Annotated in this window: 10 protein-coding genes; 5 read left to right on the forward strand and 5 right to left on the reverse strand. The window is 69.8% G+C overall.

Annotated features, from left to right (window positions below; all coding sequences use genetic code 11):
- The first annotated feature begins 86 nt into the window (after positions 1–86).
- Genes AORI_RS75075 through AORI_RS75085 form a run of 3 tightly spaced genes read left to right on the forward strand, consistent with a single transcriptional unit; the run spans position 87 to position 4,767 of the window.
- Complete coding sequence (locus AORI_RS75075) at positions 87–2,525, forward strand: GcvT family protein (protein ID WP_016337092.1); 2,439 nt, start codon at positions 87–89, stop codon at positions 2,523–2,525.
- Positions 2,522–3,667 carry an N-methyl-L-tryptophan oxidase gene (solA, locus tag AORI_RS75080; RefSeq protein WP_016337093.1) on the forward strand — a complete coding sequence of 382 codons (1,146 nt, stop codon included), beginning with the start codon at positions 2,522–2,524 and terminating at the stop codon, positions 3,665–3,667. Before AORI_RS75075 ends, solA begins: the two co-directional genes overlap by 4 nt.
- Entirely contained in the window at positions 3,664–4,767 is a 1,104-nt protein-coding gene (locus AORI_RS75085) for an aromatic ring-hydroxylating oxygenase subunit alpha (RefSeq protein WP_016337094.1), read from the forward strand. Before solA ends, AORI_RS75085 begins: the two co-directional genes overlap by 4 nt.
- Here AORI_RS75085 and AORI_RS75090 read toward each other — a convergent pair.
- From AORI_RS75090 to AORI_RS75100, 3 genes are all read right to left on the reverse strand, one after another.
- On the reverse strand, positions 4,764–5,396 hold the full coding sequence (locus AORI_RS75090) for a dTMP kinase (RefSeq protein WP_016337095.1): 633 nt from the start codon (positions 5,394–5,396) through the stop codon (positions 4,764–4,766). The genes AORI_RS75085 and AORI_RS75090 overlap by 4 nt on opposite strands.
- Positions 5,397–5,479: 83 nt before the next feature.
- Entirely contained in the window at positions 5,480–6,247 is a 768-nt protein-coding gene (locus AORI_RS75095; protein WP_016337096.1) for a hypothetical protein, read from the reverse strand.
- Positions 6,244–6,813, reverse strand: a complete 570-nt coding sequence (locus AORI_RS75100; RefSeq protein WP_016337097.1) for a papain-like cysteine protease family protein — start codon at positions 6,811–6,813, stop codon at positions 6,244–6,246. Before AORI_RS75100 ends, AORI_RS75095 begins: the two co-directional genes overlap by 4 nt.
- A gap of 250 nt (positions 6,814–7,063) precedes the next feature.
- On the opposite strand from AORI_RS75100, the gene AORI_RS75105 reads away from it, so the two are divergent.
- On the forward strand, positions 7,064–8,059 hold the full coding sequence (locus AORI_RS75105) for a hypothetical protein (RefSeq protein WP_038508582.1): 996 nt from the start codon (positions 7,064–7,066) through the stop codon (positions 8,057–8,059).
- A gap of 67 nt (positions 8,060–8,126) precedes the next feature.
- Here the strand turns inward: AORI_RS75105 and ahcY are convergent, their stop codons facing one another.
- Entirely contained in the window at positions 8,127–9,599 is a 1,473-nt protein-coding gene (gene ahcY, locus AORI_RS75110) for an adenosylhomocysteinase (RefSeq protein WP_016337099.1), read from the reverse strand.
- Between the two features lie 91 nt (positions 9,600–9,690).
- Here ahcY and AORI_RS75115 point away from each other — a divergent pair, with 91 nt between their 5' ends.
- On the forward strand, positions 9,691–11,985 hold the full coding sequence (locus AORI_RS75115; RefSeq protein ID WP_046199861.1) for a hypothetical protein: 2,295 nt from the start codon (positions 9,691–9,693) through the stop codon (positions 11,983–11,985).
- A 44-nt stretch (positions 11,986–12,029) separates the two neighbouring features.
- Here AORI_RS75115 and AORI_RS75120 read toward each other — a convergent pair whose 3' ends face one another.
- The gene (locus AORI_RS75120) at positions 12,030–12,731 is read right to left on the reverse strand and encodes an LPXTG cell wall anchor domain-containing protein (RefSeq protein WP_016337101.1); all 702 of its coding nucleotides are present in this window, start codon (positions 12,729–12,731) and stop codon (positions 12,030–12,032) included.
- Positions 12,732–12,937: the final 206 nt, after the last annotated feature.

Here is a 12,937-nt window from a genome sequence, read left to right on the forward strand (position 1 = left end):
ACGTGCCTCATTCGCAACAGCGCCTGTCACCCCGATGCCCTCGGTCCTTTGTGGACTGACAGGGCAGGCAGGAGGTACCCCTCACCATGCCCCCAGTTCCCCGCGTCGTCGTGATCGGCGCCGGCATCGTCGGCTGCGCGCTCGCCGACGAACTCACCGAACGCGGCTGGACCGACGTCACCGTGCTGGAGCAGGGCGACCTGTTCGCCACCGGCGGGTCGACCTCGCACGCCCCCGGTCTGGTCTTCCAGACCAACACCTGCCGCACGATGACCGCGTTCGCCCGCTACACCGTCGCCAAATACGGCACGCTCGACCTCGACGGGAACCCTTGTTTCCGCCCGGTCGGCGGACTGGAGGTGGCCACGACGCCGGAACGGCTCGCCGACCTCCGGCGCCGGCACGGCTGGGCCACCGCGTCGGGCGTCGAAAGCAGGCTGATCGATCCCGGCGAGTGCGCCGCGCTGCATCCGTTGCTCGATCCGGCCAAGGTGCTCGGCGGATTCCACATCCCCTCCGACGGCTTGGCCCATCCCCTCCGCGCGGCCGAGGCGCAGGCCCGCCGCGCGATCGGGCGCGGCGCGAAATTCCTCGCGCGGCAGAAGGTCGTCGGCGTCGAACGGTCGGGGGGCCGGGTCACCGGCGTCACCACCGGGACCGGGAGCTTCCGCGCGGACATCGTGCTCTCGTGCGCCGGGATGTGGGGGCCGGTGCTCGGCGAACTGGTGGACCTCACGATCCCGCTGGTTCCGATGGCGCATCAGTACGCGCGCACCAGTCCCCTGCCGTCACTCGCCGGCGTGACCGAGGAGGCCACGAGGCCGATCCTGCGACATCAGGACGCCGACCTCTATTTCCGCGAACACCTCGACCGGATCGGCATCGGCGCGTACGGTCACCGGCCGATGCCGTTGCCCGCCAAGGAGATCGGCACCGGCGACGGTATGCCCTCGGAGCTCACGTTCACCCCCGCGGACTTCGAAGCGTCGTGGACCGCGGCCGTCGATCTGCTGCCCTCGCTGGGCGAGACCAAGGTCGAGGAGGGCATCAACGGCCTGTTCTCCTTCACCCCGGACGGTATGCCGCTGCTGGGCGAACACCCCGATCTGGACGGGTTCTGGGTCGCCGAAGCCGTCTGGATCACGCATTCCGCCGGAGTCGCGCGCGCCATGGCGCAGTGGCTGGTCGACGGCAGGCCCGACGCGGATCTGCACGGCTGCGACCTCGCCCGGTTCGAGCGGATGCAATTGGCGCCCGACTACGTCATGAAACGGAGCTGCCAGAGCTTCGTCGAGGTCTACGACATCGTCCATCCCTCGCAGCCCATGGAAGAACCACGGCCGCTGCGGACGAGTCCCTTCTACGAAAGGCAAACCGGACTCGGCGCGTTCTTCCTCGAAGCGGGCGGCTGGGAACGTCCGCACTGGTACGAGGCGAACGCGAACCTCCCCGAGGTCGACCGCGTGCCCGCGCGCAACGACTGGGCCGCGCGGTACTGGTCGCCGATCGGCGGCGCCGAGGCCATGGTCGCGCGGCAGCGGGTCGCGATGTTCGACATGACGCCGCTGAAACGGGTGGAGGTCACCGGACCCGGCGCGTTGCCGTTCCTGCAGACGATGACCACGAACCAGCTCGGCAAGAAGCCCGGCTCGGTCACCTACACCCTGTTGCTCGACGAGGACGGCGGCGTGCGCAGCGACCTGACCGTCGCCCGGCTCGGCGCAGACCGGTTCCAGGTCGGCGTCAACAGCGCCATCGACATCGACTGGCTCCGGCGGCATCTCCCCGGCGACGGCGCCGCTCAGATCCACGAGACCACTCCGGGCACCTGTTGCATCGGGCTCTGGGGCCCGCTCGCGAGAGCCGTGCTGCAACCACTGTCCACAACGGACTTCTCGCATCAGGCCATGGGCTACTTCAAGACGAAAGAGGCGTACATCGGCCATGTGCCGGTGACCGCGATGCGACTGTCCTATGTGGGCGAACTCGGCTGGGAGCTGTACACGAGCGCCGACCTCGGCCGCGAACTGTGGGACACGATCTGGGAAGCCGGGCAGGCACACGGGATCATCGCCGCCGGCCGGGACGCCTTCTCCAGCATGCGGCTGGAAAAGGGCTACCGGCTGTGGGGCACCGACGTCACCACCGAGCACGATCCGTACGAGGCCGGTCTCGGTTTCGCCGTGCGGATGGACAAGGGCTACTTCATCGGCCGTGACGCGCTGGCGGGCCGTTCGGAGGAGACGGTGACCAGGAAGCTGACCTGTCTCACCGTCGGCGATCCGTATTCCGTCGTGCTCGGCAAGGAACCGGTGTTCGCCGACGGCCGTCCCGCCGGCTACGTCACGAGCGCCGCGTACGGCTACACCGTCGGCAAGAACATCGCCTACGCCTGGCTCCCGGTCGAGTTCACCGAACCGGGAAGGCCGCTGGAGATCGAGTACTTCGGCGAGCGGATCCCCGCCGTCGTCGCGAGCGAGCCGCTGTTCGACCCCGCCATGGCCCGGATCAGGAGCGCCGCATGAGTCATCACGACGTCATCGTCATCGGCCTCGGCGGGATGGGCAGTGCCGCGGCGTACCGGCTCGCCCGGCGGGGACACCGCGTGCTCGGCATCGACCGGTTCGCGCCCGTGCACAACCTCGGGTCCAGCCACGGCGGCTCGCGGATCACCCGGCAGGCGTACTTCGAGGACCCCGCGTACGTCCCGCTCCTGCTGCGGGCACACGAACTGTGGGAGGGCATCGAACGCGACTCCGGCCGGAAGATCTTCACCCGCTGCGGCGGGATCATGCTCGGCGGCTCCGATTCGCGGACGGTGTCGGGCAGCCTGGCCAGCGCGCGGGCCTGGGATCTGCCGCACGAACTGCTGGACGCGGCCGAGATCCGGCGCCGGTTCCCGACGATGAACCCGGCGGACCACGAAATCGCGCTGTACGAGGAAAACGCCGGTTTCGTGGTGCCGGAAGGCAGTGTGGCGGCGCATCTCCAGCTCGCCGCGCGGGCCGGGGCGGAGCTGCACCACGAGGAGGAAGTCCTTTCCTGGCGGGAGACGTCCACCGGCGTCCGGGTGGGCACTTCGCAGAACTTCTACACCGCCGGGCAGCTGGTGATCTGCCCCGGTGCCTGGGCACCGGGCCTGCTCACCGAACTCGGGGTCGAGTTCACCATCGAACGCCAGGTCCAGTACTGGTTCGCGCCGTCGGGCGGGGCGGCGCCGTTCCGCGCCGAACGGCATCCGATCTATGTCTGGGAAGGCGAGGGCGGCCGCCAGTTCTACGGTTTCCCCTCCCACGACGACGCCGGAAGCGTGAAAGTCGCCTTCTTCCGCGGTGGTGAGCCCTGCACGCCCGAGACGATCGACCGGACGGTGCACGCCGAAGAGGTCGGCGAGATCTCGGAGTTCGTCGGGCGGAAGATGCCGGCACTGCCCGGCACGTTCCTGCGCGGGGCGACCTGCATGTACACGAACACCCCCGACGAGCATTTCGTCATCGCCCGCCATCCGGCGCACGAGCGGGTGGTGGTCGCCTGCGGCTTCTCCGGGCACGGCTTCAAATTCGTCCCGGTGGTCGGTGAGATACTCGCCGACCTGGTCGTGGACGGCACCACCGCGCAGCCGATCGGCCTGTTCGATCCCGCCAGGTTCGCCGGAGTCGCGAGATGACGAGTCTCATCCCCACGCTGGGTGGTGGCTACTACACCGACACCGCGATCTTCGCGGCCGAGCAGGAAAAGATCTTCGAGCGCCGGTGGTTCTGCGCGGTCCGGTCGGCGGATCTGCCGTCGGCCGGTGACTTCCGGACCGTCCAGGTAGGACGGGAGAGCGTGCTCGTCAGCCGGGGCCGGGACGGCGGACTGCGGGCGTTCCTCAACGTCTGCCGCCATCGCGGCGCCCGGCTGTGCACGGAGGAAGCCGGCACGGTGAAACGCGCGTTCCAGTGTCCGTACCACGCGTGGACGTACGGGCTCGACGGCAAGCTGATCGCGGCGCCGAACCTGGCGAACCTGCCCGACATCGACCGGACCGAGTACGGGCTGCACACCGTGCACCTGCGGGAGTGGCTGGGTTACGCGTGGGTCTGCCTCGCCGCCGACCCGCCGTCGTTCGAAGCCGACGTCGAAGGCGCGGTGCGCGAACGGCTGGGCGATCTGGAGTCGATCGAGCGGTACCGCCTCGACAAGCTGTCGGTCGGGCGCCGGATCACCTACGACGTCAAGGCGAACTGGAAACTGATCGTCGAGAACTTCATGGAGTGCTACCACTGCGCGACCATCCACCCGGAGCTGACGGAGGTGCTGCCGGAGTTCGCCGACGGGTACGCGGCGCAGTACTACGTCGGGCACGGCGCCGAATTCGGCGAGGACGTGCAGGGGTTCACCATCGACGGCGGTTCGGGCTTCGACCGGCTCGACGGCGTCGCCGCCGACCAGGACCGGCGGTACTACGCGATCACCATCCGGCCGCAGGTGTTCGTGAACCTGGTGCCGGACCACGTGATCTTCCACCGGATGTACCCGCTCGCGCCGGACCGGACGGTCGTCGAATGCGACTGGCTCTATTCGGAGGAGGTCGTGGCGTCGGGGCGGGACGTGTCACGGTCGGTGGAGCTGTTCCACCGCGTCAACGAGCAGGACTTCGACGCCTGCGAACGCTGCCAGCCCGCGATGGCGTCCCGCGCCTACCGCGGCGGCGGCGTGCTCATGCCGTCGGAACACCACATCGGCGAGTTCCACACCTGGCTGCTCACGCATTTAGAGGACTAAGTGCGAAGGAGGGAGGTCGCGAGGGCCGGGGTGTCGACACCGGCGACGCCGTCGAGAACGTGCCAGGGCGCGAGCCAGCCCGTCGCGGCGAGCTCGTCGTAGACCACCGAGCAGCGCTTCTGGAGCGCGTCGTCGGTCTCGAAGGAATCCCGCGCGCGGGCCGCGTCGGTCTCCGCGCGGCGCTGCGCGCGGTCGGCGGCGACGTCGGCGGTGACCCGGAGCAGCAGATGCGCGACGGGCACCGGCAGGCCGAACCGGTCGATCTCCAGTTCCTTGAGCCAGCGCACGAACTCGCCGTCCGCGCCCTGGTGGAGGCGGGCGGCGCCGTACGCGGCGTTCGACGCGACGTACCGGTCGAGCAGCACGACGTCGTGATCGCCGAGCCGCGCGCGGATCTCGTCGGCCGCGCCCCGGCGGTCGAGCGCGTAGAGCATCGCCATGCCGTAGACGGAGTCGGCGAGGTCGCCGTGGCCGCGGTGCAGCGCTTCCTTCACGAGGTCGGCGTGCACGCTTTCGCCGTAGCGAGGAAACGCGATGGACGTGACGCTCGCCCCGGCGTCGTTCAGCGCGCCGGTCAGCGCGTCGGCGAGCGTGCGCTTGCCCGCGCCGTCCAGACCTTCGATCACCACGAGTCGTCCCACCCGCCCAGATTACGGGGCGATGGTCGACCGGCGGGCCAGACGGGTCAGCTCACGTCCGGCCCACCGGTCCGCTAGGGGACGCGCCTCTTCGAGTGCAGGAAGAAGCCGGCGACACCGATGAGGAGCAAGCCGCCGAAGATCAGCAGCGGGACGAAGCCGGTGTCCTGCGCGTCGGGCGCGGGGCCGCCGTCGCCGCGGGGCATCACTTGGGCGTTGTAGCCGCCGGCCTTGCCCTCCTGGGCGTACGGCGAACTCGCGAGCATGTCGCCGTACCGGCCGGAGACGGTCTTCTGATACTCCGCGAGGGTGGCCGAAGCACCGGCCGCGGAGCCGCTGGCACCCGAGTCGAGCAGCGTCACGTGGCCGTCGCGCAGCGCGTACCAGGCGTCGACCTGGGGTTCGTGGAGCAGCGTCGCTCCGGCGGGCAGCCGCCGCGCCAGTGCGCTCTCCCGGTCGCCCGACGCGATGTTGCCGACGCGCCAGGCGCCGTCGTCGCCGCGCACCGACCACACGGTCGCGGTCTGCCCGTCGGAGGCCTTCACCGGCACCGCGACATAGGCGAGCCGCCCGGCGATCGCACCGTCACCGGCGACGAAATCCCTCGAAAGCTCGTAAACCGGGAAGGATTCGTCAACGACGCTGACCGACGGCGTGTGGCTCGAACCACCCATCTGAGTGAAGAAGCGGCCGAGCTCCGCACGGAGCGTGGGGTCGTCGGCAGCCGCCTTCGCGGCCGCGAGATCTTCACCCGACAGATGGTCCGCGCGCGCTCCGGGCGCGGAGATCAGCAGCGCGACCGCGACCAGCCCGGCGAGCCCGAGGAACCGCCGCGCGCTCATCGCCGGATCCCGGTGAGCGTGTGGGTCCAGGTGAAGGACTTGTTGGCCGAGTAGAAGTCGTAGGTCGACCAGTTGTAGCGGTTGCCGGTGGGCAGTGGATCCCCCCACGCGACCCACTTCCGGCCGGCTTCGGCGCCGTAGAGGACGTGCATGTGGCCGCCGCCCGAGGCCCAGCCGACCCGCGTCTGGACGGGCTTGCCGTCGCCGGTCTGCGCCTGGACGGCGGCGAAGGGGATGCGGCCCTTGACGTAATTCCCCGGGGCCGAGAAGCCGAGCTTGCCGAAGGCGTGGCGGACGTCGCCCAGCGTTCCCGGCTTGTCGGCGCACTCCCGGCGTCGCTCGTCGTGGGCGATCCGGCAGAATTCGTTCTGGGTGACGGTCACGCCGTGGTGTGCCGCGATGGTGTTGCCGGAAGCCACCCAGCACCACTGGGACTTCTGCTGCGCCTGCATGGCGATGGGGTGCCGGCCGGCGGGCGCCGAGGGCAGCGCGCTCGCCGGGGTCTGGATCGCCAGCCACGCCACGAGACTCGCGGCGCCCGCGGCGCAAACCCTCCTCGAGAACACAGGCACGACGGGCCTCCTGGTCACCATGGCGAACCAATGTGGTCACAACGGTGAACAGCAGGCTCACAGAGAGCAAGATGGGCACTCGGCGGAACGGACCGTTCCGGGGCGTTTCCACACCCCGGAACGGTCACTCTTCCGGGGTCAACAACCCCGAACGGGGGACGTAGTGTTCACAGTGCGCTGCTAACGTGAACGTTCCGCGGTGTTCACGCTCAGCGCACACACTGGTCTGGTGAAGGGACGAGCGGTGACACGAGACGGGGATACCCCGACGATCATCGACGGCACACGCCGTCAACCGCTCGAAGCCTTGCCCAAGGAACTCGTCGAGGCCCTCCGCAGCGGCGAGTTCCACCACGCGCTCCGCCAGGCGATCGCCTATCGCGGCCTGTCGCTGGCCCGGCTCCGCGCCCACCTCGGGCTCCGCGGTGTCCAAATCGGACAGTCGACGTTGAGCTACTGGCAGCGCGGCTTGCGCCAGCCGGAGGTACCCAAGGCGCTCCCGGCGGTACGCGCGCTGGAATCGGTGCTGCAGCTGCCCGCGGACGCGCTGGTCGTGCTGATCGGGCCGCGGACGGCGCGGGCGCGCGGGCACCAGATGGCCGCGTCGTTCCACGACATCCGGTCCGGCGACATGGGCTCGATCGTCGACCAGCTGCTGGCCGAACTCGGCGCGTACCCGTCTTCCAACCGGTACAACGCCGACCTCGAGATGCTCGCGGTGCACGACACGATCACCTTCGACGCCGCGCACCGGCAGGTCGGTCTTCAGACCCGGCTGGTGTGCCGGGCCCGGCGGCACGGACCGGACCGGTACGTCACCGTCTACAACGGCGACCCGGGCTGCAACATCGGGGACGTCGAGCTGATCACCGCCGAGGGCTGCCGCGTCGGCCGGATCCGGCGCAACGCCGAGGCCGAGACGATGGCCACCGAGCTGCTCTTCGACCGGAAGCTCGCCGAGGGCGAGATCCACGTGTTCTGCTTCGAGGTCCGCGACGACTCCGGCACCGCTTCGCCCGGCTACTTCCGGATGCTGCGGGACCAGTGCGCCAGCTACCTGGTGCAGCTGAAGTTCGCGCTCGGCGCGCTGCCCGCCCGGTGCACCCGGCAATTCCGGACGCGTGACGACGCCGTTCCCGTCGAGTCCGAGGAGCTGCCGCTCGACATGGGCGGGGTGACCAGCGGTTTCTTCAGCGACGCCGGGCCGGGGCTGGCCGGCATCGAGGTGGAGTGGCAGTAGCACTCTCGTGCAATGAAAGGTCCTTTCCTTGCAAATTTTGCAAGGAAAGGACCTTTCATTGCAGCGGTCAGTACCGGTAGTGGTCGGTCTTGAACGGACCTTCGACGTCCACGTCGATGTACTCCGCCTGCTCCTTGGTCAGCTTCGTGAGCTCACCGCCGAGCGCGTCGAGGTGGATCTTCGCGACCTTCTCGTCGAGCTTCTTCGGGAGGCGGAAGACCTCCTTGTCGTACTCCTCGTGCTTGGTGAACAGCTCGATCTGCGCGATCACCTGGTTGGAGAAGCTGTTCGACATCACGAACGACGGGTGCCCGGTCGCGTTGCCCAGGTTCAGCAGGCGGCCCTCCGACAGCACGATGATGCTCTTGCCGTCCGGGAACACCCACTCGTCGACCTGCGGCTTGATGTTGACGCGCCGGATGCCCGGGTAGCGCTGGAGGCCTGCCATGTCGAGCTCGTTGTCGAAGTGGCCGATGTTGCCGAGGATCGCCTGGTGCTTCATGCGCGCCATGTGCTCGACGAGCACGACGTCCTTGTTCCCGGTGGTCGTGATGATGATGTCGGCCTCGCCGAGGACGTTCTCCAGCTTCTTGACCTGGTAGCCGTCCATCGCCGCCTGCAGCGCGCAGATCGGGTCGATCTCGGTGACGATCACCCGCGCGCCCTGGCCGCGCAGCGATTCCGCGGCGCCCTTGCCGACGTCGCCGTAACCGCAGACCACCGCGACCTTGCCGCCGATGAGGACGTCGGTGCCGCGGTTGATGCCGTCGATCAGCGAATGCCGGATGCCGTAGCGGTTGTCGAACTTCGACTTGGTCACCGCGTCGTTCACGTTGATCGCCGGGAACAGCAGTTCACCGGCCGCGGCGAGCTGGTAGAGCCGCAGCACGCCGGTGGTGGTCTCCTCGGTGACCCCGCGGACGCCTTCGCCGATCTTGGTCCATTTGCCGGTGTCCGCCGCGACCGAGGCCCGCAGCAGGTCGAGGAACACGCGGAACTCGTCGGAAGTGTTCTCGTCCGGCGTGGGCACCACACCGGCCTTCTCGTACTCGGTTCCCTTGTGCACCAGCATGGTGGCGTCGCCGCCGTCGTCGAGGATCATGTTGGGACCTTCACCGTCCCAGGTCAGCATCCGCTCGGTGCACCACCAGTACTCCTCCAGCGACTCGCCCTTCCAGGCGAACACGGGGACACCCTTGGGTTCCTCGGGGGTGCCGTGCGGGCCGACGACTATCGCCGCGGCGGCGTGGTCCTGGGTGGAGAAGATGTTGCAGGAGGCCCAGCGCACCTCGGCACCCAGCGCGACGAGGGTTTCGATCAGCACCGCGGTCTGTACGGTCATGTGCAGCGAGCCCGAAACGCGGGCTCCCCGCAAGGGATACACCTCGGCGTATTCGCGGCGCAGCGCCATCAGGCCCGGCATCTCGTGCTCGGCGAGGCGGATCTCCTTGCGGCCGAACTCGGCGGCCTCGAGATCGGCGACGGCGAACTCGATGCCGTTGCGGGTGTCGTGCCGCTTGGCAACGCTTTCGGGGGTCATATGCGCGCTTCCTCCAAGGTTGGATGACATCTGAACAGTACCGTTGTCGGTTCAGTCCCCACTGGAACGGTTTGGAGGCTTCACCGTGGTCATGCCGGGTCCCGATACCCGCGTCGTCGAAATACGCGTACCCGGGCTAGTGGGCACGAGCGGTGAAAGCCTGCTGGATTCGACGTCGGTGGTCGACGTCGCGGGCGACGGCGTCGGCAGGCTGATCCGGCCGTCGGACCGGCTGCGCCGCCCCGCTCCCGGTCCGGTGCTGCCCGCGCTCGGCCGTTCGATCCCGCGCATCCTCGAAGGCTACCTGTGGAGCGGCATGACCTCCGGGGGCGCGGCGAAGGCGACGTGGGCGCTGCTGTTCCCGTTCTCGCTGGCGAACGTCGCGCACTGGATGCTGCCGCCGGTCCCGGAGGGCAGGCGGTCCGCGGCGCTGCTCGGCGGAGCCTGCCGGGGGCTGCTTCGGGTGGCCTCGCTGCTGTTGACGATGTTGCTGATCAGCCAGCTCGCGGTGGTCTCACTCGACCTCTTCGCCGCGCAGTGTCTCGCGCCGGGCTCGACCTGTCTCGAAGGAGCGCCGTCGTTCCTGCGCGATTTCGCGCCGCTGCGAACGGCGATCGGCGTGCTGCCGTTGCTGGTGCTGATCTTCGTGCTCGACCGGATCCCTTCGTCGGACTGGCGTTCGCGGAACAGGGCGCACCGCGCGCACAGTTCGAGCCCCCTGCAACCGCAGGACCTGCCGCGGACGCCGGGACTGCGCACGCTGCACACCGTCGCCGCCTTGACCTGTGTCGCGCTTCCGCTGCTCGGCGGGCCGTTCCGGCTGCCGTCCGCGACCTTCGACCTGATCGTCTGGATCTGCGCGCTGGCCCTCGTCTTCGCCGCGCTGGTGGCCTCGACGGTCGGCTTCTCGGCCGGGCCGGTGATCCGGGGCGGGCTGATCGCGTTCGCCGTCGTGCTGGTCGGGATCGCCGTCGTGCGCCGGACACCGCTGCCCGCGGGCCTGCCGGGCGGCGGGCTCGGCGGGGCGGACGGGACGGTCGAAGCGCTGGGCGCGGCGATGGTCACGGTCACCGTGCTCTTCGCGCTGATGCTCGTCCCGGCGGCCCTGCTCGGCCGATCGGCGTGGAAGCACCTGCCGCACCGGCTGCGGCCCTGGCTCGGCGGCTGGGCCGCGGCGCCGGTCGTCGCGCTGGCCGGGCTGCTCGGCGGCGGGTTCGGCGCGGGGCTCGCGGTCGCGCTGCGGCAGCTGGTCGGCGCGACCGATCTCCGGCTGCCCGACACCTACTCCCTGGTGACCGTGCTGTGGGGCGCCGGTCTCGCGCTCGCCCTCGTGCTCGGGGTGCTGGGCTTCGCGGTCGCCGTCCCGTTGCGACGGCTGCGCCGCGGTATCCCGAAGATCGTCGCACTGATGGAGATCGGCAAGGCGCAGGAAGAGGAGGCCGCCCGGGTATGGGCCCGTGCCTCGTGGGAACGCAAGCATCTGCACCATCTCGCGCTCACCGTGGCGCTCGCGATGGCGGCGGGTGGCGGCGTGCTCTTGGTGCTGCGCTTCGGTTTCGGGCCGCTGGGCGCCTGGTCGAAGCCGATCTCCGCGATCGGCGTGTTCGCGCTCGGCGCGATGGCGGCGGGGCTGTTGCGTGTCGTGTTCGCCGCCGCGACGACCCCCAAACGCAGCCGTCACCTCGGCGCGCTGGCGGATCTCGTGTGCTTCTGGCCGCGGGCCGCCCATCCGACCGTGCCGCCGAGTTACGCGCTCCGGGTCGTCCCGGAACTGGCGGACCGCGTCAAGGAACACCTGGCCGACCCCGGCACGCGGGTCGTGCTGTCCGGCTACAACCTCGGCAGCCTGCTGACCGTGCTCGCGGCCGCGCGCGTGATCGCCGACCTCCCGCCGGAGGACCGTGACCGCGTCGGGTTGCTGACCGCGGGCTCACCACTGCAATGGGGTTATCAGCGCGCCTTCCCCGCGATGCTGCCGCAGAACCAGCTTGCCGGGCTGTACGAAGGTCTCGACGGTCGCTGGCGGGCGTTGTGCCGCGGCACGGACATCTTCGGCGGCGGCGTCACGACGTGGCGGCATCGCGTGATGGGCGGGAAACTGCTGGGCGACGGCTACCTGCCCGGCGGCGGGACCGGACCGCTGGCCGCCGAACCCGACGAGCAGGGCGTCCTGGTGCTCGGCGGCGATCACTGGCTGCCCGACCCGATGCGCGGCCCGACCGGACGGCACCGCTGGGCACCCGGCGTCCTCAAGCACACGGACTACGTCGTCGACGCCGAATGGGACAACGCCGTCGCGATGGCCGCCGGCCTCGGCCGTCCCCGCCCGAAGAACCCTTGGGGCGAGCAGGGTTCGCTGTTCGGGGACTTCCCGCAGATGCGCTGAAGGCCCCCTTCGCGAGGAAGAGGGCCTTCAGGCGTCAGCTAGTTTCAGTCGGTCTTGCCGCGGCGCACACGCAGCAGGACCAGGACGCCGGCACCGGCCAGGACCAGCAGGCCACCGGCCCACAGCAGCCAGGCGTTGTCGAAACCGGTGTCCGCGAGGCCGCCGCCGTTGCCGCCGTTGCCGTCGACCACGGGGGCCGGGGCGGTGGTGCTCGGGGCTTCGGACGTCTGGGACGGCTTGTCCGGGGAGGTCGGGGCCGTCGTCGGCGGCTTGGCCGTGGTGGTCTTCGTCGGCTCGCTCGGCTTCGTCGGCTCGGACGTCGGCGTCTTCTTCTCACCGCAGACGAACCAGTGGCTGATGGCCGCCTGCTGGTCCCCCTTGTTCAGCGGCGAACGCAGCTTGGTCCACGGCGGGTTCTCGGGCAGCCCCTTCTCGCCGGGCACGTAGACGTTGTAGCCGTGGCCGCCCTTGACCACGATCCCCGTGACGGTGACGCCCTTGGCGACCGCGGTGATGTCGAGAGACAGCTCGTTGTCGCCGCCGGTGAAGGTCAGGTCCGAGGTGGGAATCAGCTTGCCGGGGACCTTCGCGCCCTCGCAGGTGGTGGCGTTGCTGCCCACGACCTGGGTCGCTCGGTCGTCGCTGCGAGTCGCGAGGGCGGTGCCGGCGGTCCCGACGAGGGCCACGGCGGCGAGGGCGACGACGGTGACGGCGGAACGGACACGCCGTCTGGGCTTGATCTGCATTCGGAGCTCTCCTGTACCGATCGGGGGACAAACGAGCGAAGCGTGGTGCCACCTCCGAGGGAACGCGGTCAACTCGCGGTACATCCACAGGAGTCGCGTTAACCCATCAGGGGGAGGCAAGGCCCGGACGGTATCGCACACGGATTTTACGGCGGTAGCTGGACCCCCAGGTGTTATCTCCCCGAGACCGGACGGACCGGACACGG

The organism is Amycolatopsis keratiniphila (genome assembly GCF_000400635.2).
Lineage (GTDB): Bacteria > Actinomycetota > Actinomycetes > Mycobacteriales > Pseudonocardiaceae > Amycolatopsis > Amycolatopsis keratiniphila.